This is a genomic window from Rhodococcus sp. Eu-32 (assembly GCF_003336925.1).
Classification (GTDB): Bacteria; Actinomycetota; Actinomycetes; order Mycobacteriales; family Mycobacteriaceae; genus Rhodococcoides; species Rhodococcoides kyotonensis_B.
In genome coordinates this window covers 1-25,432 of record NZ_QGNK01000001.1, presented here as the reverse complement: position 1 = coordinate 25,432, position 25,432 = coordinate 1, and the positions used below count along the sequence as shown (strand labels likewise).

The following is a 25,432-nucleotide window of genomic DNA, read 5'->3' as shown; positions in this document are numbered from 1 at the left end:
GAGGGTACGTTGCGCGCATCCTCGATCCGCCGAGATCGACGTCACGCACGCATGTCGATCTCGGCGAACCGCGAATCAGCCCAGTACCAGCCCGTCTCCGTCGGGCGACAAGGCGACAGGAACGACGTCGCCGTCGCGGACCGTGCCTGCCAGCAGCAACTTGGCGAGCTGGTCGCCGATCGCCTGCTGAATCAGCCTGCGCAGCGGGCGAGCGCCGTACAGCGGGTCGTACCCACGCACCGCGAGCCACATCTTCGCCGCCGGCGAGACGTCCAACGTCAACCTGCGCGCAGCGAGCCGCGTCGCCAACTGGCCGAGCTGGATGTCGACGATCGACTCCAACTGGTCCTCGGACAAGGCGTCGAACACGACGACGTCGTCGAGCCGGTTGACGAACTCGGGTTTGAAGGCGCGCCGCACCGCATCCATGACCTGGTCCTTCGTGCCGCCCGCACCGAGGTTCGACGTCAGGATCAAGATGGTGTTGCGGAAGTCGACCGTGCGGCCCTGACCGTCGGTCAACCTGCCCTCGTCGAGGACGGCGAGCAGGATGTCGAACACGTCCGGGTGCGCCTTCTCGACCTCGTCGAACAGGATCACGCTGTACGGACGCCGTCGGACGGCCTCGGTGAGCTGGCCACCCGCCTCGTAGCCGACGTAACCGGGAGGTGCCCCGACGAGTCGCGCGACCGCGTGCTTCTCGCTGTACTCGCTCATGTCGATACGGACCATTGCCCGTTCGTCGTCGAACAGGAAATCCGCAAGGGCCTTCGCGAGCTCGGTCTTACCGACACCGGTCGGGCCGAGGAACAGGAACGACCCCGTCGGACGATTCGGATCGGCGACGCCTGCGCGAGCACGGCGGACGGCGTCGGAAACCGCTTGAACGGCGTCCTTCTGCCCGACGACACGCTTGCCCAGCTCGTCTTCCATGCGCAGAAGCTTCGCTGTCTCGCCTTCCAGCATGCGGCCTGCAGGAATGCCGGTCCATGCTGCGACGACGTCGGCGACATCGTCCGGCCCGACCTCCTCCTTCAACATGACGTCGTCCTGTGCGGGACTGGCCTCGGTCTGCTGTTCGAGCTGCTTCTCGAGAGCAGGGATACGGCCGTAGCGCAGCTCGGCGGCCTTGCCCAGATCGCCGTCGCGTTCCGCTCGTTCGGACTCGCCGCGCAGGTTCTCGAGCTCCTCCTTCAGCACCCGGACCGAGTCGATGGCGTTCTTCTCGTTCTGCCACCGTGCACTCAGCTCGCTGAGCTTCTCCCGGTCGTCGGCCAGTTCGGCGCGCAACTTCTCGAGACGGGCTTTCGACGCGTCGTCGGTCTCCTTCTCGAGTGCCATCTCCTCGATCTCGAGGCGACGCACGGCGCGCTCGACCTCGTCGATCTCGACAGGACGGGAGTCGATCTCCATGCGCAACCGCGACGCGGCCTCGTCGACCAGGTCGATTGCCTTGTCCGGCAGGAAGCGCGCGGTGATGTACCGATCGCTCAACGTGGCGGCGGCCACCAGCGCCGAGTCGGTGATGCGGACACCGTGGTGCACCTCGTAGCGCTCCTTGAGGCCACGCAGGATGCCGACGGTGTCCTCGACCGTCGGCTCCCCGACAAAGACCTGCTGGAAGCGACGTTCCAGCGCAGCATCCTTCTCGATGTACTTGCGGTACTCCTCCAGCGTGGTCGCGCCGACTAGCCGCAGCTCACCGCGGGCGAGCATCGGCTTGATCATGTTGCCCGCGTCCATCGCGGACTCACCGGTGGCGCCTGCACCGACGATGGTGTGCAGCTCGTCGATGAACGTGATGACCTGGCCGGCCGAGTTCTTGATGTCGTCGAGAACGGCCTTGAGCCGTTCCTCGAATTCACCGCGGTACTTCGCGCCGGCGACCATCGATCCGAGGTCGAGGGAGATGACGGACTTGCCGCGCAGGCTCTCCGGCACGTCGCCGTCGATGATGCGCTGCGCGAGCCCTTCGACGATGGCCGTCTTGCCGACGCCGGGCTCACCGATGAGAACCGGGTTGTTCTTGGTCCGGCGCGACAGAACCTGCACGACGCGTCGAATCTCGGTGTCACGCCCGATGACGGGATCGAGCTTGCCTTCCCGCGCGCGGGCGGTGAGATCGGTGCTGTATTTCTCCAGCGCCTGGTACGTGCTCTCCGGGTCCGCGCTGGTGACGCGGGCGCTGCCGCGGACCGTCTGGAACGCGTCGCGCAGCTCGCTCGGGCCCGCCCCGTGTCCGGTGAGCATCTTCGCGACGTCCGAATCGCCGGTGGCGAGGCCGACCATGAGGTGCTCGGTGGAGACGAACTCGTCGTCGAGTTCGGTCGCGAGGTTCTGTGCCGTCGTGATGGCGGCAAGTGCTTCGCGTCCGAGTTGCGGTGTGGTCGTCGAACCGGTTGCCGACGGCAGACGATCGACCATCGTCTGAGCTTCTCCCCGTACCGTCACCGGGTCGACGCCGACAGCCTTCAGCAATGGCGAGGCGATGCCGTCTGTCTGATCCAGCAACGCCACCAACAAATGTGCCGGACGGATGTCCGGGTTACCTGCCGCGGATGCGGCCTGCAGAGCCGCGCTGAGCGCAGCCTGGGTCTTCGTGGTGGGGGTGAAACTGTCCACCGGTCACCTGCTTTCTTCCGAGAACAACTGATGTCGGTGTGTACAACGATAGCGAAGTTGAGTCTGTTCCGCTCAACTCTGAAAATTTGCGCGAACCCGGCCCGCCCAGGCATGTGGCCACCGTTCGCCAAACGGGATACCCTCGACCGGTCTACTTCGGAACCGTCTACCTGGGACGGAGGTCGATTCGGTGCTCGATGCGCGAACACTCTCCCTGGTTCGTGCCGGTTTCAAAGCGGTTCTAGCAGTGGACGACGGCCCCGAGCGACTCGCCCGATCCTTTTACGCGCACCTCTTCGCGGAACATCCGGAGTTCAGAGCCTTCTTCCCGGCTGCCATGGATCAGCAGCGCGAACGGTTCGTCAAAGCGCTCGCGTGGGTGTTCGACAACCTCGACCGCGACGAGCGCGTCGTCCCGTTCCTCGAACAACTGGGGCGCGACCACCGCAAACACGGTGTCGACGGGTCGCACTTGCGTGCCGGTAGTTCGGCGCTGATCTCGGCGTTCCGGACCTTCGTCGGCAACGAGGTATGGACCGACGAGATCGAAGCCGCATGGACGTCCACACTCGACCTGGTCAGCGGCAGCATGGCCGTCGCAGCGGATTCGGATGAGATGCCGCCGTACTGGGGAGCGACGGTCGTCGACCACCAGCGGCTGCTCGACGACCTGGCCGTCGTGCGGCTGCAGCTGGACGAGAGCATCCCCTACTTCCCGGGCCAGTACGTCAGCGTTCAGATTCCGCAGCGACCCAAGCTGTGGCGCTACCTGTCCCCCGCCATTCCGAGCAACCCGCAGGGCGAGATCGAATTCCATGTCCGACGCGTGTCCGGCGGCTGGGTCAGTCCCGCGATCGTGGGCGAGACCGTCGTCGGAGATCGGTGGGCGGTGAGCCCGCCGCTCGGTGGATTGCACGTCGACCGGTCGATCCCCGAGGACGTGTTGATGATCGCAGGCGGAACGGGCCTGGCGCCGCTGCGCGCACAGATCATGGACATGGCTCGCATGAGTCGCAATCCCCGCGTGCACCTGTTCATGAGCGGGATCTACCCGCGCGACCTGTACGACGCGCAGACCATGTGGCAACTGTCGCTGTCGAACCCGTGGCTCACGGTCGTACCCGTCACCGAGGAGAACGAGGACCCGTGGTGGCACGCGTCGCCGACCCCGGAATTGCCTGCGGGCATGCACCACCGGCTGCACGGACCGATCGGCAAGGTCGTCACACAGTTCGGGTCGTGGGCGGACCGTCGAATCCAGGTCTGCGGTTCACCGTCGATGGTGCGCACGACGCTGTACGCACTGCGCAAGGTCGGTACGCCGATGGAGCACGTGCAGCACGATCCCCTGTAGGCAGCTCCGCTGCACGTGCGCGCGAATGTATAGAGGGCTGTACATTCGCGCGCACGTGCGCCGCAGGCGCCTACCAATACGGGTCGCGGAGTCTGCGCTTGTAGAGCTTCCCGTTCGGGTCGCGCGGCAATTCGTCGGTGTAGTCGATCGACTTCGGGAGCTTGTACTTCGCCAGCCGCTCGCGAGCGAAGTCGAGAATGTCCGCGGTCAGGCGATCGTCCGGTTCGACGCCTACTTCCGGTTGTACGACCGCCTTGACCTCTTCACCCCAATCTTCGTGCGGCACACCGAACACCGCGACATCGGCCACACTGGGGTGCGTGATCAGTTCGCCTTCGATCTCGGCGGGATAGATGTTGACCCCGCCGGAGATGATCATGTCGGACTTGCGGTCGCACAGAAACAGATAGCCGTCCTCGTCGAGATAACCGATGTCGCCGAGCGTGAACAGATCTCCGACGCGTGACGCCTCGGTCTTCTTCTTGTCGTGGTGATATTCGAAACTCGAACCGCCCATACGCATGTACACCTGGCCGGGTTCGCCTGCGGCGAGCTCGTTCCCGTCGTCGCCCAGCACCTTGACGACCGAATTGGGCCACGGCAGTCCGACCGATCCGGGCTTGCGCAGCCACTCGTCACCCGAGATGACCGTTCCCCCACCTTCGGTCGCAGCGTAGTACTCGGTGACGACAGGACCCCACCACTGCAGCATCTTTCGTTTCACCTCCAGCGGACACGGCGCGGCACCGTGGATCATGACGCGCAGCGACGACACGTCGTACTTCTCGCGGGTCGCGTCGGGCAGGGCAAGCAACCGGTGGAACTGCGTCGGGACCATATGGCCGTGCGTCACGCGATGCCGTTCGATGAGCGCGAGCATCTCCTCGGGATCCCATCGGTCCATCAGAATCACCGAGTGGCCCAGTTGAATCGAGATCGCGACGAAGTTCAGCACGGCCGTGTGATAGAGCGGCGAGCCGCAGATGTGCACGTGGTCGTCGAACGGTCGTATCCCGAAGATCGCGAAGAACCCACTCGACGCGAGCGGCACCTGATCCGGATCGGCACCGGTGAGCGGGCGTCGCACACCTTTCGGTTTCCCCGTCGTTCCCGACGTGTACAGCATCGGCCCACCCGCAGTGCGGATGTCGGGCCGCGCGTCGGAAGCACCGAGATCGCGCAACGGCGTGAACCCGTCGATGTCGCCGACCGAGAATCGCGCAGGCACACCGGATTCGTCGGCGGCCCGGCGCGCCGCATCGGCGAAACGTGCCGACGCCACAAAGGCTTTCGCGTCACTGTCCTGCAATATGTACGCCACTTCGGAGCCGGTCAGGTGCCAGTTGACGGCCACGATGTAGAGACCGGTCTGGAACGCGGCGAAGTAGAACGCGACGAGATCTGCGCTGTTGTGGAGCATCATCACGACGCTGTCACCCGGCCGGAGCCCCATGTCCTGCAAGCCGCGACCGTAGCGGTTCGCGTCGGACACCACATCGCCGTAGGTGTGCGGTCGCCCCTCGGGATCGACGAGCGCGATGCGTTCCGGTTCCTCGGCGGCGATGTTCCACAACCCACCCGTGCGCATTCCAGCCTTCTCTTCGACCGCCATGCCACATAATCTAGAACGTGTTCTACCGCTTCAGCAAGGCCCCGAGCTCCCGCACCCGCGACGCGGTGGGCGCAGTCACGAGCAGCATCGTCACGCCGGCGTCCTCCCAGCGCTTCACCTCGCCGCGCACGTGGTCGGCGTTGCCGATGATCATCGTTTCGGCAACCATCTCGTCCGGCACGACGGCGGCCGCCTCGTCCTTGCGTCCGGACTGGAACAGCCTGCCGATCTCGGCGACCTCCTCGTCGTAGCCCATGCGCCGGTACACCTGCGCGTGGAAGTTCAGTTCCGGTGCACCCATCCCGCCGACGTACAGCGCCACGGTCGGCTTGAGCTGCGCGATCGCCGCGGGCCGATCGTCGGTGAGCACCACCTGACAGGTCGCGGCGACCTCGAAATTCTCCCGTGTCCGACGCGCCCCGGGACGCGCGAATCCGTCGTCGAGCCACTCGTCGTACATCGGCGCGAGCCTCGGCGAGTAGTAGATCGCCAGCCAACCGTCGGCGATCTCGGCGGCCAACGCCACGTTCTTCGGGCCCTCGGCACCGAGCCAGATCGGCAGGTCGGCGCGGAGCGGGTGCGTGATGGATTTCAGCGGTTTGCCCAGGCCGGTGCCGTCGGCCGGCAGCGGGTAGTGCGGTCCTTCACTGGTGACGGGCCGCTCTCGAGCCAGGACCTGCCGCACGATATCGACGTACTCGCGCGTGCGTGCCAACGGTTTCGGAAACGGCTGGCCGTACCACCCCTCGACGACCTGCGGTCCGGACACACCGAGGCCGAGGACGGCCCTTCCACCGCTGAGGTGGTCGAGGGTCAGCGCGTGCATCGCGCAGCTGGTCGGCGTGCGTGCCGACAGCTGCGCCACCGACGTGCCGAGCGCGACGCGCGACGTACGCGAACCCCACCAGGCCAGCGGCGTGAATGCGTCGGACCCCCACGATTCGGCGGCGAAGACGGCGTCGAAACCCGCCTCCTCCGCCGCGTCGACGAGGTCCGCCGTTCCCGTCGGGGGCTGTGCACCCCAGTAGCCGAGCTGCAATCCGAGCTTCATTTCCAGTGCCCTCCGTCGACCGGTCTTGCCTCCATAATAAGAACCTGTTCTACTGGAAAATGTGACTTCGGTGAATGCACCACTCAGCGCGCCGCTGAACAATGCTTTCGATTACACACGCTCGGTCGGGCCGACCATCGGAGCGTTCCTGACGGGGTTGCGTCGCAAACAGATTCGTGGCGGACGCACGAGCGACGGCCGCGTTCACGTACCACCCCCCGAATTCGACTCGGCGACAATGGAACCCGTCAGCGATTTCGTGGACGTCGCATCGACGGGCACCGTCGTGTCGTGGTCCTGGGTGCCGACGCCCTACGACGGGCAACCTCTCGACCGGCCCTTCGCGTTCGCGCTCGTTCGACTCGACGGCGCCGACACGGCGCTGCTGCACGCCGTCGACGCGGGAAGCCCGGACCGTATGTCGACCGGCATGCGCGTACGTGCGCGGTGGGCCGAGGAGCGAGTCGGCGATATTCACGACGTTGTCTGCTTCGAGCCGGGAGTGGAGCCTGCCGAGGACTCACAAGCCGCCGGTGATCCCGTCGAGATGATCACCACCCCAGTCCGCCTGGAGTACACGCATTCCGCGTCGGCCGAGGAGAGTTACTACCTCCGTGGACTGAAAGAGGGACGCATTCTCGGCGGACGGACGGACTCTGCCGGCAAGGTGTACGTACCTCCTCGCGGGGCCGATCCCACCGACGGGCGGCCGACGACGGAGCAGGTGGAACTGCCCGATCGTGGCATCGTGACGACCTTCTGCATCGTCAACGTGCCGTTCCTCGGCCAGCGGATCAAGCCCCCGTACATCGCGGCCTACGTGCTGCTCGACGGCGCCGACATCGCGTTTCTGCATCTGATTCTCGAGTGCGATCCGGCCGATGTCCGGATGGGGATGCGCGTCGAAGCGAAGTGGAAGCCGCAGCAGGACTGGGACTACACCCTCGAGAACATCGAATACTTTCGCCCGACGGGCGAGCCGGACGCGGACTACGACAGCTACCGACACCACCTGTAAGGGGCGGCCATGACCGATATCGCAGTGGTGGGGTTCGCGCAGGCGCCGAACGTCGCCGAAACGGCGGGTACCACCAACGGCGTCGAGATGCTGGTGCCGTGCTTCCGGCAGCTGTACGACGAACTGGGAATCGACAAGTCCGACATCGGTTTCTGGTGTTCCGGCTCGTCCGACTACCTCGCCGGACGCGCCTTCTCGTTCATCTCGGCGATCGACGCCATCGGCGCGGTCCCGCCGATCAACGAGTCACACGTCGAGATGGATGCGGCATGGGCGTTCTACGAGGCGTGGGTCAAGTTGATGACGGGCGAGGTCGAAACGGCACTGGTGTACGGCTTCGGCAAGTCGTCGGCAGGAACACTGCCGAAGATTCTCGCGATGCAACTCGACCCCTACCTGGTGGGCCCGCTCTGGCCGGATGCGCTGTCGTTGGCCGGAATTCAAGCCCGAATGGGTATCGACGCCGGCAAGTGGGACGAACGCGCGATGGCCGAAGTCGCGGTGCGCAATCGAGCGAACGCGCATCCGCTGGCGCAGCTGACTGCGCCGCTGGATGTGGAAACGCTGCTTGCCTCGGACTACATCGCGGACCCCCTCCGCGCGCACGACTGCGCGCCGGTGACCGACGGCGCGTCGGCGATCGTTCTTGCGGCGGGCGACCGTGCGTGCTCGCTGCGCGAGAACCCGGCTTGGATAACGGGAATCGAGCATCTCGTCGACTCCCCCGAGATCGGTGCCCGAGATCTGACGACGGCCCCGTCGGCACACAACGCGGCGCTGAAGGCGTCGGGAGGCGATCTGGCGAGCATCGTGTCCGCCGAACTCCACGCGCCCTTCACACATCAGGAAATCATTCTCAGCGAATGGCTCTCGGACCGAACCGCCGTGAATCCGTCCGGTGGAACCCTCGTCGGGAACGCGATGTTCTCGGCCGGGCTCGAACGCATCGGACACGCCGCGACACGCATCTTCGACGGGCACGACGACCGCGTCCTCGCGCATGCAACGAGTGGTCCTCTGCTGCAACAGAATCTGGTCGCCGTGATGGAGGGGAGATAGATGAGCAAGCACCCCGCGGCCGTCCTCGGGACCGGCCAGACGCACTACGTAGCCAAGAGACACGACGTGTCCATGTCCGGACTGCTGCGCGAAGCGATCGACCGCGCGATGACCGACGCCGAGGTGACCTGGGACGACATCGATGCCGTCGTCGTCGGGAAGGCGCCCGATCTGTTCGAGGGCGTCATGATGCCCGAGTTGTTCATGGCCGACGCCATCGGCGCCACCGGAAAGCCGCTGCTCCGCGTGCACACCGCCGGATCCGTCGGCGGCTCGACCGGGGTGGTGGCGTCGTCGCTCGTGCAGTCGGGTGTGCACCGACGCGTCCTGGCCGTGGCGTGGGAGAAGCAGTCGGAGAGCAATGCCATGTGGGCGTTGTCGATTCCGATTCCCTTCAACATGCCGGTCGGTGCGGGCGCGGGTGGGTACTTCGCGCCGCACGTGCGGTCGTACATCAGGCGCTCGCATGCGCCGGACCACATCGGCGCAATGGTCGCGGTGAAGGACCGATTGAACGGCGCGAAGAATCCGTACGCGCATCTGCGGCAACCGAACATCACGCTCGAGTCGGTACAGGCGTCGCAGATGCTCTGGGATCCGATTCGCTACGACGAGACCTGCCCGTCGTCGGACGGGGCGTGCGCCATCGTCATCGGCGACGAGGAATCGGCACGTGCTCGCGTCGCCGACGGGAAGCGGGTCGCGTGGATTCACGCGACGGCGATGCGCACCGAGCCGACGACGTTCTCGGGCCGTGACCAGGTCAGTCCGCAGGCAGGCAAGGATGCCGCCGCTGCACTGTGGAAGGCTGCGGGTATCACCGACCCGCTGACCGAGATCGACGTCGCCGAGATCTATGTGCCGTTCTCGTGGTTCGAGCCGATGTGGCTCGAGAACCTCGGGTTCATGCCGGAGGGCGAAGGCTGGAAGCTCACCGAAGCGGGAGACACGGCACTCGGCGGAACCTTGCCGGTCAATTGCTCCGGTGGTGTGCTGTCGTCGAATCCGATCGGTGCGTCGGGCCTGATTCGGTTCGCCGAGGCCGCGATGCAGGTGATGCACCGGGCAGGCGATCATCAGGTCGACGGCGCCCGCACAGCACTCGGCCACGCGTACGGCGGTGGTTCACAATACTTTTCGATGTGGGTCGTAGGGAGTGATGGGCCGTGAAGTACACCGTCGGAATCGCCATGACACCGTTGAACGAGTTGACGACACTGGCGCGAACGGCGGAGGAGTGCGGGTTCACGTCGATCGCGCTACCGGATTCGTTGTTCTACATGGAAACTCAGTCGGCGGACTATCCGTACACCCCGGACGGGTCACGCATGTGGACCGCCGACACCCCGTGGGTCGACCCACTCATCGCAGCAGCCGCGATGGGTGCGGTGACGACGCGCATCGAGTTCTACACGCAGGTGCTGAAGCTCGGCTCGCGCAACCCCGTACTGTTGGCTCGCCAGGTCGGCTCGGTGGCCGCGATGACCGGTGATCGGTTCGGATTCGGCGTCGGAATCGGCTGGGCACCCGAGGAATTCGAGTGGTGCGGGGTACCGTACGCGAAACGCGGCAAACGAGTCGACGAGATGATCGACGTCATCAAGCTTATTCTCGGCGGCGGGATGGTCGAGCATCACGGCGAGTTCTACGATTTCGACAAACTGCAGATGAGTCCCGCGCCGGCGAAGCCCGTGCCCTTCTACGTCGGCGGCCACACCGACGTCGCGTTGCGGCGGGCGGCGCGAGTCGGCGACGGCTGGACGTCCGCGATGATCACGTTCGACGACCTGGTGGACGTCATCGCACGGCTGCGCGAGTTGCGCGCCGAATACGGAAAAGCCGACGAGCCGTTCGAGATCCAGACCGTGTGCATCGATCGCTTCGGGAAGGACGGATACGCCGAGCTGGAAGAAGCCGGGGTCACCGACATCATCACCGTGCCCTGGGTTTTCGACGGCATCGGGTTCGACGGGCCGCTCGAGGCGAAGCAGGAGTCGATGCGGAAGTTTGCACAGAACTTCATGTGAGTGGCAATGTACAGCGGGCTGTACATTGCCACTCACGTCAGCGCCTGACCGGACATCCACCCGTGTAGTCGACCCGAAACTCCTTGACCCCGTTGAGCCATCCGGACCTGAGCCGCCGGGGATCGGCCAGCTTGGTGATGTCCGGGATGTTGTCGGCGATCGCGTTGAACATCAGTCCGATCTCCATGCGCGCAAGATTCGCTCCGATGCAGTAGTGCGCACCGTGGCCGCCGAACCCGACGTGCGGATTGGGGTTTCGCGTGATGTCGAATCGGTGAGGATCCTCGAACACGTCTTCGTCGAAGTTCGCCGAGCCGTAGAACATCGCAACGCGTTGGCCTGCCTTTATCGTCGTGCCGTTCAGATCGAAGTCCTCGAGGGCGGTGCGCTGGAACGCCGTGATCGGGCTCGCGTAACGGACGACCTCGTCGGCCGTCGTGTCCGGACGTTCCTTCTTGAACAGTTCCCACTGATCGGGGTTGTCCATGAACGCCGCCATCCCGTGCGTGATCGCATTGCGGGTGGTCTCGTTCCCCGCCACCGCCAGGATGATGACGAAGAAGCCGAATTCCTCGGGCTTCATGTGGTCACCGTCGATGTCGGCGTTGATCAGAGTGGTGATGATGTCGTCTTTCGGACACCGGCGCCGCTCGTCGGCCATCTGGTACGCGTAGCCGAGGATCTGCGTCGACGCCTCCACCGGGTCTATGTCGAATTCCGGATCGTCGTACGACGTCATCTCGTTGGACCAGTCGAAGATCTTCTTGCGGTCCTCCTGTGGGATACCGATGAGATCGGCGATGGCCTGCAGAGGAAGCTCCGACGCGACCTCGGTGACGAAGTCACCTGTCGGATTCTGTGCAGCCTTCTTGACGATGACGTCGGCGCGCCGTTCGAGCTCGGCCCGGAGACCGTTGACGGCCTTCGGCGTGAACCCCTTCGACACGAGCTTGCGGGTCTTGGTGTGTTGGGGCGCATCCTGATTCAGCATGACGAAGCGCTGCAGCTCGATCTGCTCGCGCGTGATGTCGTCGTTGAAGCGCGGCAGCGCCGTGTTCTCCCGGCTCGAGAAGACATCACTGCGCTTCGAGATCTCCTTGACGTCCGCATGCTTGGTGACGACCCAGTAGCCGTCGTCATGAAATCCGCCGATCTCCGGAGACTGCGGACACCACCAGATCGGCGCTGTCCTCCGCAATTCGGCGAATTCCTTCACCGGGATGTGGCTTTCGTAGATGCCGGGATCGGTGGGGTCGAAGTTCTCCGGCAGATCGGGACGCGTGAGGTCCGGTCGTACTGTCACTGGCTCTCCTGACATCTGCAACACGTTCTAGGTTTATTCAAACACAGAGGCGTTTGGCACGGAAGAATAATGGTCTACGGCACTTGCACGTCGGAGAGAACGTGTTCTAGTTTCGAGAGGCAGGAGGGAAAGGAGTTCACCGTGGGTGATCCCGTCGTCGTCGAGGCCGTCCGCACACCGATCGGCAAGAGAGGAGGCTGGTTGTCGAGCCTGCACGCCGCCGAACTGCTCGGGCTCGCGCAACGCGGCGCACTCGACCGGCTCGGACTCGACCCCGCGCACAGCGACACCGTCGAACAGGTCATCGGCGGGTGCGTCACCCAGGCGGGCGAGCAGTCGAACAACGTCACCCGCACCGCCTGGCTCCACGCGGGACTTCCGTGGCAGACCGGATGCATGACCGTCGACGCGCAATGCGGTTCCGCGCAGCAGGCCACCCACCTCGTCGCAGGCCTGATCGCAGCAGGCGCGATCGACAGCGGCATGGCATGTGGAGTCGAGTCGATGAGCCGAGTTCCGTTGGGCGCCAACGTCGGCGAGAACGCGGGGCCGCGTCGACCCGAGTCGTGGAACATCGACCTGCCCAATCAGTTCGAGGCCGCCGAACGGATCGCCCGACGCCGCAGCCTCGGTCGCGCCGATCTCGAGGCTCTCGGTGTGCGATCTCAAGCGTTCGCGAGACGCGCCTGGGACGAGGGGCGGTTCGATCGTGAGGTCCTGCCGGTTGCCGTCGGCGACGAGGTCGTCACCCGCGACCAAGGCCTGCGCGACACGACGACGGAATCGCTGGCGAGGTTGACACCGGTGATGCAGGACGGCCTTCACACGGCCGGGACGTCGTCGCAGATTTCCGACGGGGCCGCGGCGGTGATCTTGATGGACTCGGCTCGCGCCGTCGAACTGGGTCTCACCCCGCGCGCGCGGATCGTCGCGCAATGCCTGGTCGGGGCGGAGACCGAGTTTCACCTGGACGGTCCGGTCCAGGCCACGACACGGGTTCTGGAACAGAGTGGCATGAAGATCGGCGATCTGGATCTGTTCGAGGTGAACGAGGCGTTCGCATCGGTTCCGCTGTCCTGGGCGTCGGTTCATCGCCCGGACATGGACAAGGTGAACGTCAACGGCGGGGCGCTGGCGTTGGGCCACCCCGTCGGAAGCACCGGTGCACGACTGCTGACCACCGCGTTGCACGAACTCGAGCGTCGTGACGCGTCGACGGCACTGATCACCATGTGCGCGGGTGGCGCGCTGTCGACGGGGACGATCATCGAACGAGTGTGAAAGCGACCGAAAAGTACGTTCCACGAGCATGTTTCAGCACTGCACAGCGGTTATCCACCGGTTATCATCGAGGTGTCGCATGCACTACGCGTGCGGCCGGTCGAAAGAAGATATCCGATGTCCGCAGACTTCGCGGCCAGACTGAATACGCTGTTCAACACGGTGCACCCGCCGGGCCGCAAACCACATACCAACGCCGAGGTCGCCGACGCATTGGCCGAAGGTGGCCACCAGATCTCCAAGCCGTACATCTCGCAGCTACGCTCCGGGCAACGGACCAATCCGTCCGACGACACCGTGGCCGCGCTCGCCCGCTTTTTCAAGGTCAAGTCCGACTACTTCTTCAACGACATCTACGCGACGAAGGTCGATCGCGACCTCGAGCTCATCACACAGATCGAGGGGTACGGGTTGCGCAGGCTGTCGGCGCGCGCGTTCGACCTGTCCGAGGACTCGCAGAATCTGCTCAGCGCGCTGGCGGAGAAGCTTCGCGTCAGCGAGGGTCTGCCCGAGGTACCTCCGGACAGTACCTAGCTGCTCGCGGCTTTCGCGGCGATGCGCGCCTGCACTTCGGGTCGACGCAGCGGCGGCAGGGTGGGTGGCGGCTGACGACGGTCGGGCAGTGCGTCGAGCAGCCGGTGCGTCGTCGCGGTGACCTCGGCGACCGCCTGTTCGAACGCGTCACGCGTCGCATCGGATGTCTTCTGGACGCCGCTGATCTTGCGGACGTACTGCCTTGCCGCGGCCTCGATCTCCTCGTCGGTCGCATGCGGTTCGAGCCCACGCAGCGTGGTGATGTTTCGGCACATGCCCGCCACGATAGCCCTGCTTTAGCTCGCCAGCAGCCCTTCGAGAGCACGCATGCACAGCGTCTTCACGTCCTCTTCCGTGATTGCCCTGCGGTCCAGCCAGTCGAGGCATACAGCGCGAACGAACGACACCCATCCGCGCAACGCGGACTTCATCAGCTCGGTCTGCAGCTCCGGCGGCAGCGCGGCGAGTATTCGCTGCTGTTGCGTGTCGAATTCGGCCGTCACGATGGCCTGAATCTCGGTGTCGCCCAATATGGATCCGCGGTTGATCGCCCGGACGCCGTGTTCGTGCTCGGAGGCGTAGCGAATGTAGGCATCGAGACCGGCAGCGACCTGTTCGACGACCGGGAGCGACGTGTCCGGCGCCGTGATCTCGAGAATGCGCACGGATTCGACGCGGATGATCTCGGCGAAGAAGTCACGCTTCGACGGGAAGTAGTGATACATCAAGCCCCGCGAGACGCCGGCCAGATCAGCGACCTCCTCGATCCACACGTCGTCGTACGGCCGATCGGCGAAAAGCCGGGATCCGATGTCGAGGAGCTGAGTACGTCGTTCCGTCGGGGACAGCCGCTTACGAGAGGTGGTCATGACGAGTACCGATGCTACTTGACACCGGTTCGACAACGAGTACGTTCGTTGTTGTATCCGAGTTCAATAGGAGCGAAAGGTACTGCCCATGACCACCGACGTCGCTGTTCGTGCACCGTCGCTGCCCCATCCTCCGAAGCGAGTGCCGGTCCTCGGCGACGTTCTCGGTGTGCACGCGTCCACACCCGTCCAGGATTCGATCGCCCTCTCACGTTCGCTCGGACCGATCTTCGAACGCGTCGTCCTCGGCCAACGGTTCGTCATCGTGACCGGCGCCGACCTCGTAGAGGACCTGTGCGACGAGGGTCAGTTCGTCAAACACGTCGCACCGGCAGTCGAGGGCCTGCGTTCCATCGGCGGCGACGCGCTGTTCACGGCGTACTCACACGAGCCCAACTGGCGGAAAGCACACGACTTGCTGCGTCCGGCCTTCGCGCAGAGTGCGATGCGGAGTTACCACGACATCATGGTCGACGTCGCGTCCGATCTGACGCAGCGCTGGCGCGAGCACAGCACCGTCGACGTGTCGTCCGACATGACGAAGCTGACGCTCGACACCATCGGCCGTACCGGATTCAGCTACACGTTCGACTCGTTCACGCGCGACGAGCGGCACCCGTTCGTCGACGCGATGGTGCGTACCCTCACCCACAATCAGCGCCGCGAAATACTGAAACTGCCGATCGTCAGCGATCTGTGGTTCCGACGACGCGACCGGCAGAACGAGGCCGACAAGCAGTACATGGCCGACCTGCTCGACGACATCATCAGGACGCGGCGGGACGGCAGCGGTTCACGCGGGCAGCACGATTTGCTCGACATCATGCTCGACGCCGCCCGCGACGCGGACAACCCCAATGCGCTGAGCGAAGTGAACATCCGCCAGCAGATTCTCACGTTCCTGATCGCCGGCCACGAAACCACCTCCGGTGCATTGTCTTTCGCGCTCTACTACCTGTCCCGCCACCCCGAGATCTTCGCGGCCGCCCGCGCCGAGGTCGACGAGGTCTGGGGCCGCAGCACGTCAGGTAGCGACGCCCCCTCGTTCGCACAGGTACCGAAGCTGCGCCTCGTCCGGCGGATACTCGACGAGACATTGCGCCTGTGGCCGACGGCTCCCGCGTTCGCGCGAGAAGCGCGTCAGGACACCGTCGTCGGCGGAACCTACCCGATGAAGAAGGGCGACTGGGTTCTCGTTCTGATACCCGGACTGCATCGCGATCCGGTGTGGGGACCGAATCCCGACACGTTCGACCCCGATCGCTTCCGGTCCGATCGTGTGCGTTCGCGGCCCGGCCACGTCTACAAACCGTTCGGCACCGGTGAACGAGCATGTATCGGAAGGCAATTCGCGATCCACGAAGCAGTGCTCGTGCTCGGAACCATCCTGCGGAACTTCGATATTCATGCCGATCCGAACTACCGCCTCGTTATCGAGGAACGACTGACCCTCATGCCGAAGAACTTCGAACTGGGCATCTCAATCCGGAAGTAGCGGAACGGACATCCCGGTGTTTCGCCCCAGCAGCACTCCTCTCGTCAGCGCCGTCTTCCCGAATTTGTCGTGCACACCGTCGAGCGCGACATCGAGTGCCGACGCGCTCGGCCCGTCCTGCGGTGCGTCGAACTGAAGCTCGAGTTGCTCGGCGCCGCTGCGTTCGATGTTGGAGACGGTGACGCCGACGAGAGTGATGCCGCGGTCGGCGATGAGTGACCGCGCGTCACGCAGCAGCGCCAATGCGGCTTCCTCGATGTCGCGGGTGTCGGCGGTGGCGCGCCGGAGCGTGTGCGACCGGGTGACACGCGTGAAATCGGCGAACCGGAGGCGTAGCACGACCGTGCGCCCGGTGCGGTCGGCCGCCCTCATGCGCCCGGTGACCCGGTCGATCAACGCGATCAGCGCCGCCTCCACGTCCTGCGGTGACGTCGGGCCGCGCCCCAAGGCGTGCTGCGCGCCGATGGAACTGCGCCCGCGATACGTCGTCACCTGCCGCGCATCACGATTGTTGGCGAGCGCGTACAGGTGACGGCCCGCGCCCTTGCCCAGAATCGACACGATCGACGCCTCACTGTGCGCGGCCATGTCGCCGACCGTCCTGATGTCGAACGCGTGCAGTTTCTCGGCGGTGACCTTGCCGACGCCCCACAGCCGCTCGATCTTCAGCGGATGCAGGAACTCGAGCTCCCGACCGGGCTCGACGAGCAGCAGGCCGTCCGGCTTACCGACCGCGCTGGCCACCTTGGCCAGGAACTTGGTGCACGCGATACCGACGGTGATGGGGAGGCCGACCTGCTCGCGCACGTCCCTACGCAGGCGTTCGGCGATCTGGACCGGAGTGCCCGCGATCTTGCCCAGGCCGCCGACCTCGAGGAATGCCTCGTCGACCGAAATGCCCTCGACCAGCGGCGTGGTGTTGCGGAAGATGTCGAAGACCGCCCGGCTGGCCTCGAGATACGCGTCCATCCGAGGGGGAACGACGATGGCATGCGGGCAGAGGGCACGAGCCTGTCCCCCGCTCATCGGCGTCCGCACCCCGAAGGCCTTGGCCTCGTAGCTGGCCGCGAGCACGACTCCACCACCGACGAGCACGGGCTTTCCGCGCAACCGAGGGTCATCACGCTGCTCGACGGACGCGTAGAACGAATCGAGGTCGGCATGCATGATGCTGGCCTGCTGCGGTTCGTCGACGTCGGACACGAACATATGTTCGCACAGGCCACCGACAAGTTCGCCGCGATCGCGCCCTTCGACCCGTCCCACGCCGGTAACATTCACCAAGCACTTGCTTGTCGCAAGCACCGGGGGGATTCAGTGGAGACAGACATCAGGGACGACACCGAACCGACCACGAGCCCGGCCGCACTACGTCGCGCTGCCGAGAAGTTCGCCGATCTCGACGCGGTCGCGGGCGACGGCGTTCGGTGGAGCTTCGGCGACCTGCATCGACAGGTCGCGATCGTCGCGCGCGCACTCGTCGCACGCAACGTCGGCGCAGGCGACCGCGTCGCCATCTGGGCGCCCAACACCCACCATTGGGTCGCGTCGGCGCTCGCGGTGCACTACGCGGGAGCTGTCCTCGTACCGATCAACACCCGCTACAAGGCCGCGGAAGCCCACGACATCCTGACCCGCAGCCGAGCCGTCGCACTGTTCGTGGCCGGTGAATTCCTCGGTGTCGACCGGTTCGCCGAACTGAAAGCCGTCGGACTTCCCGTGTCGCTGCTGACCGTCGTTCGGCTCGGCGGCGAGGTGCCACAGAACGACACGGCCATTCCGTGGGGCGACCTGCCGTTCCTCGGCGCGGCCGCCACCGAGGAAGCCGTCGAACAGCGGGCCGACGGCGTCACACCCGACACCGTGTCCGACATCCTGTTCACCTCGGGCACCACGGGCAGAAGCAAAGGCGTCCTCAGCGCGCATCGGCAGCTCGTCGGCGTCGCGCGCGCGTGGGCCGAGTGCGCGACGCTCGACTCCGACGACCGTTACCTGGTCGTCAATCCGTTCTTCCACAGCTTCGGGTACAAAGCAGGAATCATCGCCGCGCTGCTGACCGGAGCATGCGTCGTGCCGCAGTCGGTGTACGACGCCGAGGCCGCGATGCACACCGTGGAACGTGAGCGCATCACCGTCCTGCCCGGCGCACCCACCATCTTCTCGACGATCCTCGACCACCCGTCTCGCGCGCAGCACGATCTGTCGACGCTGCGAGTCGCCGTCACCGGTGCCGCCGTCGTACCGGTCGCGCTCGTCGAACGCATGCAGAACGACCTGAAACTGGACGTCGTTCTGACCGCGTACGGACTCACCGAGGCCGTCGTCGCCACGATGTGCCGCCCGGGCGACGACGCGGAGACCGTCGCGAGAACATCCGGCCGTCGCGTCGCGGACATGGACGTCGCGATCGCGCCGTCCGGAGAGATCCTGCTGCGCGGCCCCAACGTCATGCTCGGATATCTCGACGACGCCTCCGCGACGGCACAGGCGATCGACGAGGACGGGTGGCTGCACACCGGCGACATCGGAACCCTCGACGATCGTGGGTATCTCACGATCACCGACCGCTTGAAGGACATGTACATCGCCGGCGGCTTCAACGTCTATCCGGCCGAGGTCGAACAGTCGCTCGCCCGGCTGCCGGGTGTCGCGGAGTCCGCGGTCGTCGGAATTCCCGACGACCGTCTCGGCGAGGTCGGCCACGCGTTCGTCGTCCGGACGCAGGGGGCGACGCTCACCGCCGACGACGTCATCGCGTACTGCCGCGAGAAGATGGCGAACTTCAAGACGCCGCGCGTCGTCACGTTTCGAGATTCCCTGCCGCGCAACGCAAGCGGCAAAGTTCTCAAGACCGAGCTACGCTGACGCGCACTACGTGACCTTCTGGGCGCTGTCGATGGCGTCGGCGAGCTGACCGAGCCAGTCGGCGTATTCGGCGTAGGTATTGGGGCGCTTGTCATCCCAGTCCAGGACCTGCCCGGCAGCAACGGCGGGCAGCGAACCGTAGATGGCCGACTGCGCGAGAACTTCCTTGCCCGCCGGATACTCGAGCATGATGTCCGCCGCGTACTGCGGCACGTTCTCCCAGCTGACCGTTGCCCACGGCGTCTCGCCGCCAGGGCCGGCCAACGACACTCCGAGCTCGTTCAGCAGCTTCAGGACTACGAGGTTCTGCGTTCCGATGTACACACCGGAGGCCGAAACGTTCAGCGGCATCACGGTCAAACCGGGTTTCGACGCGGCCGCGTCCCGTACCCGCTGCTTGGCGGCTTCGAAAGCCTCGCGGTCCGAGGCGATCTCGTCGGAGTCGACGTCGGCGCCCAACGACTGCGCGATGGACCGGTACTGGTTCAGCGTCTCGTCGACGGACACGCTGGTGTTCACACCGACGAACGGTGCGACCGCGGTGATCTGCTCGGCCTGCGACGCTTCCCACCACGTCCAGGACTCGGGCGCGGCAGCCTTCGAGTACCCGATGATCACGTCGGGATCGAGGGTGGCAGCCGCTTCGGTGTCGAAGACCGAGTCGGTCCCGATGAGCGTCATCTCGTCGGCCTGTGCGTTTCCGAGGCCGGACCCGTCGGTGATACCGAATCCGAAGACCCCTGCGGGCCGGACGCCGTAGTCCCACAGCGCGGCTGCACTGTACGCGTCGACGATGATGCTGTCCGGCCGGCCGTCGGTCGTGACGGTGTTTCCGAACCCGGTCGTGTACGACCATGCTTCGGAGTTGGCCGACTCGGCTTCGGCGTCGGATGAGCATCCCGCCGCGGCAAGGGCGAGAACGGCGATGGCAGCGCTGGCGCGCAGGGAGGTCTTCATGAGCACCCGATAAAGATAGCTTAGGCAAAGCTATGGCGGCTACACCACCCGAAGGCGCACTACAACCACGTATCCGCGGACGTCGAGGTCAGGAATGCCTCCAGGTCGTCGCGCCACGGAGCCGGGACAGTCTTGTCCGGTTCGATTCCGGTGTACTGACCCCGATAGAACAGCAGAGGCCGCTCACCGGTGATCTCGCCGAGCGAGTGCACGCGTCCGACGACGATCACGTGATCGCCTCCGTCGTGGACGGTGTCGACCGTGCAGTCGATGTGCGCGAGCGAGCCCGCGAGAATCGGCGAACCCAACTCGGATCTGCGCCAGTCGATTCCGGCGAACTTGTCCGCCTCCCGTGATCCGAACCGGGCGCACGTCTTCTGCTGTTCTTCACCGAGTACGTTGACGGCGAACGTGCCCGTGCGCTCGATCGCCGCCCAGGACCTCGACCCTTTCGCCGGGCAGAACAGGACGAGCGGAGGGTCGAGCGACAATGCGGCGAACGACTGGCACGCGAACCCGGCGGGCGTGTCGTCGACGGTGGTGGTCACGATCGTGATCCCCGTGCAGAACTGGCCGAGGACGGTTCTGAAGACACGAGGATCGATCGTCATGGTCTCGACCCCACCGTGAAGTCGTGTCCCCACAGGCTGACGGCCGTACTTTCACGCGCCACCCATTTGTCGTCCTCGACTTGTCTTCCCTCGCAGCCGAATTCGACGTCGAACCCGCCTGGCGTCTTCATGTAGAACGACAACATCAGATCGTTGACGTGCCGACCGAGCGTCGCCGACATCGGTACCTTACGCCGCAACGCGCGGTCGAGCGCGAGGCCGACGTCGTCGGAGTTCTCCACCTCGATCATCAGATGCACGATGCCGCTCGGCGTGGGCATCGGCAGGAACGCCAGGCTGTGGTGACGCGGGTTGCACCCGAAGAAGCGCAGCCACGCAGGCGGTCCGTCGGCGGGTCGACCCATCATCTGCGGCGGAAGGCGCATCGAGTCACGCAGCTTGAAGCCCAGCACGTCGCGGTAGAAGCGCAGTGACGCCTCGTCGTCGTCGGTCGACAGCACGACGTGGCCGAGCCCCTGCTCTCCGGTGACGAAGCGATGTCCGTACGGACTGACGACTCGCCGGTGTTCGAGCGCCGCACCGTGAAACGCCTCGAGCGTGTTGCCCGACGGGTCCTCGAACACGATCAGCTCGTCGACGCGTCGGTCCTGCAGTTGCTCGGCAGTCCCTTCCTTGTACGGGACTCCTGCATTGTCGAGCGCATCTCGGATCTCCTGCAGCTCTGCGGCGTTCGCAGTCTCCCACCCGGACACGAGTAGCCGGTCCTTCTCGCCGGGTACGATCACCAGTCGCGCCGGAAAGTCGTCCATCCGTAGGTACAGGGCGCCGGGTGTCGCACCCTTTCCCTCGACCATCCCCAGCACCTTCAGCCCGTATTCACGCCAGGCAGCCATGTCGGTGGCTTCGACGCGCATGTACGCGAGAGATCGAATTCCCATGACTCAGCTTCCTTCCGTCAGGAACGCCGTTGTCAGCCGGTTGAATTCGTCGGCCACCTCGACCTGCGCCCAGTGACCACATCGGCCGAACACGTGGAGTTGAGCACGCGGAATGGTCTTGAGTGCGACCAACGCACCGTCGATCGGATTGACCCTGTCCTCGCGCCCCCAGATCAACAGCACGCGCCCACGCAGCTTGTACGCCTCACGCCACAGCATTCCCTTCTCGTAATCGGCTCCGGCGAAGGACTTTCCCATTGCTTTCATCGCCGCGATCGACTCCGGGGTGGACGCCTGTGCGTAGCGCCGATCGAGCAGCTCGTCGGTGATCAGCGACTGGTCGTACACCATGACCTTCAGGAACGCCGCGAGCTTCTCCTTGGACGGGCCCGGTGGCGCGGCGAAGTTCCCGAGATTCTTGACCCCTTCGGTCGGATCGGGCGCGAACAGGTTGATGCTCAACCCTCCCGGACCCATGAGCACCAATCTGCCTGCGCGACTGGGAAAGTCGAGGGCGAATCGTACTGCGGTGCCGCCCCCGAGAGAGTTGCCGAGCAGATGCACGCGGTCGATTCCCAGATGGTCGAGCAGATCCTTCAGCGCGGAGCTGCTGTGTACGAAGTACTGCGGATGCTCGGTCGGCTTGTCGGACTCGCCGAACCCCGGCTGATCGACGCACAACACGTGAAACCGTTGTGCGAGAACGGGAATGTTCGTCGCGAAGTTCGACCACCCGGACGCGCCCGGTCCGCCGCCGTGCAGCAGCACGATCGTCGTGTCGTTCTGGGCGCCTGCCTCGTGGTAGTGCAACGTCAGATCGTCCCGCACCCGGGCGAACTTCGACGTCGACTCGTACGTGATCTCCTGCACGATCGCGGTCATACCATCGTGTCCTTCAAAGGAAGTCCGAACTCTCCCCCACCGAACATCTGATACGCCCGCTCCGGGTCGTTCGCCGCGTGGACGCGTCCGGCATGGGCGTCGCGCCAGAAACGTTGCAGCGGAGCGGAGTTCTGCAATGCCGTCGCGCCGGCGCTTTCGAAGAGCAGGTCGATCGACGCGACGGACCTGCCCGTCGCACGGACCTGATCGCGTCGAGCACGCAGTCGCAGTTCGATGGGAACTTCCTTCCCTGCTTTCAGTAGCGCGTACTCGTCGGCCACATTGCCCGAGAGCTGCCGCCAGGCGGCGTCGATGTCACTACTCGCCTCGGCGATGCGGACTTTCGCGAACGGGTCGTCCTTGCCGGTCTCGCCGACGAACGCTTTGCGCACCCGCTTGCCCTGATGCTCGACGTGCGCCGCGTACGCGCCCTCGGCCATGCCGACGATCGGCGCCGAGATGGTCGTGGGATGAATGGTGCCCCAGGGCATTCGGTAGACCGGCGCGGTGTTTCGTTCGAGCCCCTCGGCAGTACCCTCGTTCATCTTCTTGAAGCTCAGCACGCGATGGGACGGCACGAACTTGTCCTCGACGACGACGGTGTTGCTGCCGGTACCGCGAAGGCCGACGACGTTCCAGACGTCGTCGATGCGGTAGTCCTCGCGCGGGACGAGGAACGTCACGAAGTCGACCGGGCGGCCGTCCTTGATGACGGGTCCGCCGAGCATTGCCCACGTCGCATGGTCACATCCGGACGACCACTGCCATGCCCCCGACAACCGGTATCCGCCTCGGGCGACGGTTCCCGCACCCATCGGCGCGTACGACGACGAGATTCGGACGTCGGTGTCCTGACCCCAGACGTCCTCCTGCGCCTGCTGGGGGAACAGCGCGAGGTGCCAGTTGTGCACACCGATGATCGAGCTGACCCAGCCGGTCGAGCCGCACGCACTCGCGATCTTCTTCACCGCCGAATAGAAGAGAACCGGATCCTCCTCGTATCCACCCCACTGCGACGGCTGCAGCAACCGGAAGAATCCCAGTTCCTGGAGCGACTTGACCGTGTCGTCGGGGAGCCGTCGTAGATCCTCGGTGTCCTGCGCACGCTCGCGCAGTGTGGGCAGTAGCGCGTCGAGCCTGTCGAAAACCTCGTGAGTCACCTGAGCCGCCTTCCGTGGATTCCGCAGTCAGACTAGAACACGTTACTGCCGACTGTCGAGGACTGGTTCCACCGCTCTAACTAGCGAGTTGTTGCCCTATTCTATAACGTGTTCTACTGACTGGGACGAGCAGAAAGAAGGCACGCACATGGCCCGAATCCGTGAGATCGACGTCGGCGAGACCCCGACCCGGTATGCCCGCGGCTGGCACTGCCTCGGTCTGACGAAGACCTTCGCCGACGGCACACCACACGCGATTCATGCCTTCGGGACCAAGCTCGTGGTGTTCGCGGACTCGTCGGGGAAGATCGTGGTGCTCGACGGCTACTGCCGCCACATGGGCGGCGACCTCACCCAGGGCACGGTCAAGGGCGACGCCATCGCCTGCCCGTTTCACGATTGGCGCTGGGGAGCGAGCGGCAAGTGCACCGAGATCCCCTATGCCCGACGCGTTCCGCCCCTCGCGAAGACCAGGACCTGGACGACGCTCGAGCGCAACGGCCAACTGTTCGTCTGGAACGACGCCGAGGGCAATCCGCCGCCCGACGACGTGACCATTCCGCGTATCGACGGCGCGTACAGCGACGACTGGACCGACTGGACGTGGAACTCGATGGTCATCGAGGGCGCGAACTGCCGCGAGATCATCGACAACGTCGTGGACATGGCTCACTTCTTCTACATCCACTACGCATTTCCGACGTACTTCAAGAACGTCTTCGAGGGCCACGTCGCGTCGCAGTATCTGAACACCAAGGGGCGTCCCGACATCGGCATGGCGTCGCAGTACGGTGGCGACACCCTGCTGAAGTCCGAGGCGTCGTACTTCGGGCCGTCGTACATGATCAATCCGCTGATCAACATCTACGGGGGATACGAGGTCAGCAGCGTTCTGATCAACTGCCACTACCCGATTGATCAGAACTCGTTCGTGCTGCAGTGGGGAATCACCGTGAAGAAGCCGGAGGGGATCGACGACGCGACCTCGACCAAGCTGGCGGAGAAGTTCACCGAAGGAATCAGCGTCGGTTTTCTGCAGGACGTCGAGATCTGGAAGAACAAGACCAAGATCGACAACCCACTGCTCTGCGAGGAGGACGGGCCGGTGTACCAGCTGCGGCGTTGGTACGACCAGTTCTACGTCGACGTCGCCGACATCACCGAGAAGATGACCGCGCGTTTCGAATTCGAGGTCGACACCACCAAGGCCAACGAGGCCTGGCAGCACGAAGTGGAGGAGAACCTGGCGCGGCAGGCGGCGGAGAAAGCGGATGCCTGAACGGCGGGCAGGAGCGGAGCGACCCGGGAAGATGTTCTGGGCGAAAGCGCCTGATTTCGCCGACGATCCCAGCCGCGTCGAGGAAATTCACGCGCAGACAATTCGGGACAAGGAGAACTACCTGGATTCGAGGCTCGCACCGGTCGAATGTCGGACGTGCGGGACGTGTGTTCTGGTGCGCAAGAACAGCGTCAAGCAGACCTCGGTGCAGTGGACGTCCAGGCCGTCGGAGACGTGCCCGGTGTTTCGCGAAGCCGGTGACTCCGCGACGCAGGACTCGTGCCCGCGGATGCAGGAGTCGATCGACGCCGCAGTGCTGGAGGGACGCATCCCATGTGCGTAGAAATGTAGGCGGTCTCAAGCGGTCATCGCAACGAGCGTCTTGTCGTATGCCTTCAGAGGAGTATCCCATCCGAGGGTCCTACGAGGACGGTTGTTGAGTAGGTCCTCGACCTCGGCGAGCCGTTCCGGGGAGTGAACGGACAGATCGGTGCCTTTGGGAAAGTACTGACGAAGCAGTCCGTTGGTGTTCTCGTTGGTGCCACGTTGCCACG

At 65.0% G+C, this 25,432-nt stretch carries 23 protein-coding genes and 1 pseudogene; 11 read left to right on the top strand and 13 right to left on the bottom strand.

Features of this window, described 5'->3' with window-relative positions; translation table 11 throughout:
- Positions 1-75 precede the first annotated feature (75 nt).
- Positions 76-2,622, bottom strand: a complete 2,547-nt coding sequence (gene clpB / locus DK926_RS00120; protein WP_114327842.1) for an ATP-dependent chaperone ClpB — start codon at positions 2,620-2,622, stop codon at positions 76-78.
- A 190-nt stretch (positions 2,623-2,812) separates the two neighbouring features.
- Between clpB and DK926_RS00115 the strand changes: the two genes are divergently transcribed.
- On the top strand, positions 2,813-3,976 hold the full coding sequence (locus DK926_RS00115) for a globin domain-containing protein (RefSeq protein ID WP_114327841.1): 1,164 nt from the start codon (positions 2,813-2,815) through the stop codon (positions 3,974-3,976).
- A gap of 70 nt (positions 3,977-4,046) precedes the next feature.
- Here DK926_RS00115 and DK926_RS00110 read toward each other — a convergent pair whose 3' ends face one another.
- Together DK926_RS00110 and DK926_RS00105 are read right to left on the bottom strand one after the other, a co-directional pair.
- Positions 4,047-5,588, bottom strand: coding sequence for an acyl-CoA synthetase (locus DK926_RS00110; RefSeq protein WP_243636567.1), 1,542 nt, complete (start codon positions 5,586-5,588; stop codon positions 4,047-4,049).
- A gap of 22 nt (positions 5,589-5,610) precedes the next feature.
- Positions 5,611-6,639, bottom strand: a complete 1,029-nt coding sequence (locus tag DK926_RS00105) for an LLM class F420-dependent oxidoreductase (RefSeq protein ID WP_114327839.1) — start codon at positions 6,637-6,639, stop codon at positions 5,611-5,613.
- 70 nt (positions 6,640-6,709) lie between these two features.
- On the opposite strand from DK926_RS00105, the gene DK926_RS00100 reads away from it, so the two are divergent.
- Genes DK926_RS00100 through DK926_RS00085 form a run of 4 tightly spaced genes read left to right on the top strand, consistent with a single transcriptional unit; the run spans position 6,710 to position 10,743 of the window.
- Positions 6,710-7,657, top strand: a complete 948-nt coding sequence (locus tag DK926_RS00100) for an OB-fold nucleic acid binding domain-containing protein (protein ID WP_243636566.1) — start codon at positions 6,710-6,712, stop codon at positions 7,655-7,657.
- Positions 7,658-7,666: 9 nt separating this feature from the next.
- Positions 7,667-8,716 carry a thiolase domain-containing protein gene (locus DK926_RS00095; protein WP_114327837.1) on the top strand — a complete coding sequence of 350 codons (1,050 nt, stop codon included), beginning with the start codon at positions 7,667-7,669 and terminating at the stop codon, positions 8,714-8,716.
- Entirely contained in the window at positions 8,717-9,886 is a 1,170-nt protein-coding gene (locus DK926_RS00090) for a thiolase domain-containing protein (RefSeq protein ID WP_114327836.1), read from the top strand.
- Positions 9,883-10,743: a TIGR03619 family F420-dependent LLM class oxidoreductase gene (locus DK926_RS00085; protein WP_114327835.1), complete on the top strand. Its 861-nt coding sequence runs from the start codon at positions 9,883-9,885 to the stop codon at positions 10,741-10,743. The genes DK926_RS00090 and DK926_RS00085 overlap by 4 nt, the downstream gene beginning before the upstream one ends.
- 37 nt (positions 10,744-10,780) lie before the next feature.
- On the opposite strand, the gene DK926_RS00080 is transcribed toward DK926_RS00085, so the two are convergent.
- On the bottom strand, positions 10,781-12,046 hold the full coding sequence (locus DK926_RS00080) for a cytochrome P450 (RefSeq protein ID WP_243636565.1): 1,266 nt from the start codon (positions 12,044-12,046) through the stop codon (positions 10,781-10,783).
- Positions 12,047-12,187: 141 nt separating this feature from the next.
- On the opposite strand from DK926_RS00080, the gene DK926_RS00075 reads away from it, so the two are divergent.
- Both DK926_RS00075 and DK926_RS00070 read left to right on the top strand, forming a co-directional pair.
- Positions 12,188-13,327: a steroid 3-ketoacyl-CoA thiolase gene (locus DK926_RS00075; RefSeq protein ID WP_114327833.1), complete on the top strand. Its 1,140-nt coding sequence runs from the start codon at positions 12,188-12,190 to the stop codon at positions 13,325-13,327.
- Positions 13,328-13,444: 117 nt separating this feature from the next.
- On the top strand, positions 13,445-13,861 hold the full coding sequence (locus DK926_RS00070) for a helix-turn-helix domain-containing protein (protein WP_114327832.1): 417 nt from the start codon (positions 13,445-13,447) through the stop codon (positions 13,859-13,861).
- On the opposite strand, the gene DK926_RS00065 is transcribed toward DK926_RS00070, so the two are convergent.
- Together DK926_RS00065 and DK926_RS00060 are read right to left on the bottom strand one after the other, a co-directional pair.
- The gene (locus DK926_RS00065; protein WP_068423295.1) at positions 13,858-14,136 is read right to left on the bottom strand and encodes a DUF2277 domain-containing protein; all 279 of its coding nucleotides are present in this window, start codon (positions 14,134-14,136) and stop codon (positions 13,858-13,860) included. The genes DK926_RS00070 and DK926_RS00065 overlap by 4 nt on opposite strands.
- 21 nt (positions 14,137-14,157) lie before the next feature.
- Positions 14,158-14,730 carry a TetR/AcrR family transcriptional regulator gene (locus DK926_RS00060; RefSeq protein ID WP_068423020.1) on the bottom strand — a complete coding sequence of 191 codons (573 nt, stop codon included), beginning with the start codon at positions 14,728-14,730 and terminating at the stop codon, positions 14,158-14,160.
- Positions 14,731-14,818: 88 nt separating this feature from the next.
- Here DK926_RS00060 and DK926_RS00055 point away from each other — a divergent pair, with 88 nt between their 5' ends.
- The gene (locus DK926_RS00055) at positions 14,819-16,225 is read left to right on the top strand and encodes a cytochrome P450 (protein WP_114327831.1); all 1,407 of its coding nucleotides are present in this window, start codon (positions 14,819-14,821) and stop codon (positions 16,223-16,225) included.
- Here DK926_RS00055 and dinB read toward each other — a convergent pair.
- Positions 16,211-17,434, bottom strand: coding sequence for a DNA polymerase IV (dinB, locus tag DK926_RS00050; protein ID WP_114327830.1), 1,224 nt, complete (start codon positions 17,432-17,434; stop codon positions 16,211-16,213). The genes DK926_RS00055 and dinB overlap by 15 nt on opposite strands.
- 108 nt (positions 17,435-17,542) lie before the next feature.
- On the opposite strand from dinB, the gene DK926_RS00045 reads away from it, so the two are divergent.
- Positions 17,543-19,090, top strand: coding sequence for a FadD3 family acyl-CoA ligase (locus DK926_RS00045; RefSeq protein WP_243636564.1), 1,548 nt, complete (start codon positions 17,543-17,545; stop codon positions 19,088-19,090).
- Positions 19,091-19,096: 6 nt separating this feature from the next.
- Here DK926_RS00045 and DK926_RS00040 read toward each other — a convergent pair whose 3' ends face one another.
- From DK926_RS00040 to hsaA, 5 genes are read right to left on the bottom strand one after another with little or no spacing between them, the layout of a single operon-like run.
- Positions 19,097-20,047 (bottom strand): ABC transporter substrate-binding protein, encoded by a 951-nt coding sequence (locus DK926_RS00040; protein WP_243636563.1) that lies wholly within the window; start codon positions 20,045-20,047, stop codon positions 19,097-19,099.
- Between the two features lie 59 nt (positions 20,048-20,106).
- A complete protein-coding gene (gene hsaB, locus DK926_RS00035) occupies positions 20,107-20,658 on the bottom strand; it encodes a 3-hydroxy-9,10-secoandrosta-1,3,5(10)-triene-9,17-dione monooxygenase reductase subunit (RefSeq protein ID WP_114327828.1) in 552 nt (183 codons plus the stop codon).
- Positions 20,655-21,557, bottom strand: a complete 903-nt coding sequence (hsaC, locus tag DK926_RS00030) for an iron-dependent extradiol dioxygenase HsaC (protein ID WP_068423030.1) — start codon at positions 21,555-21,557, stop codon at positions 20,655-20,657. The genes hsaB and hsaC overlap by 4 nt, the downstream gene beginning before the upstream one ends.
- 3 nt (positions 21,558-21,560) lie before the next feature.
- The gene (hsaD, locus tag DK926_RS00025) at positions 21,561-22,439 is read right to left on the bottom strand and encodes a 4,5:9,10-diseco-3-hydroxy-5,9,17-trioxoandrosta-1(10),2-diene-4-oate hydrolase (protein WP_114327827.1); all 879 of its coding nucleotides are present in this window, start codon (positions 22,437-22,439) and stop codon (positions 21,561-21,563) included.
- Positions 22,436-23,599 carry a 3-hydroxy-9,10-secoandrosta-1,3,5(10)-triene-9,17-dione monooxygenase oxygenase subunit gene (hsaA, locus tag DK926_RS00020; protein WP_114327826.1) on the bottom strand — a complete coding sequence of 388 codons (1,164 nt, stop codon included), beginning with the start codon at positions 23,597-23,599 and terminating at the stop codon, positions 22,436-22,438. The genes hsaD and hsaA overlap by 4 nt, the downstream gene beginning before the upstream one ends.
- A 148-nt stretch (positions 23,600-23,747) precedes the next feature.
- Here hsaA and DK926_RS00015 point away from each other — a divergent pair, with 148 nt between their 5' ends.
- Positions 23,748-24,878 carry a Rieske 2Fe-2S domain-containing protein gene (locus DK926_RS00015; protein WP_114327825.1) on the top strand — a complete coding sequence of 377 codons (1,131 nt, stop codon included), beginning with the start codon at positions 23,748-23,750 and terminating at the stop codon, positions 24,876-24,878.
- Positions 24,871-25,221: a hypothetical protein gene (locus DK926_RS00010; protein ID WP_243636562.1), complete on the top strand. Its 351-nt coding sequence runs from the start codon at positions 24,871-24,873 to the stop codon at positions 25,219-25,221. The genes DK926_RS00015 and DK926_RS00010 overlap by 8 nt, the downstream gene beginning before the upstream one ends.
- A gap of 14 nt (positions 25,222-25,235) precedes the next feature.
- Here the strand turns inward: DK926_RS00010 and DK926_RS00005 are convergent.
- A pseudogene (locus DK926_RS00005) lies at positions 25,236-25,432 on the bottom strand (IS30 family transposase); the annotation flags it as partial.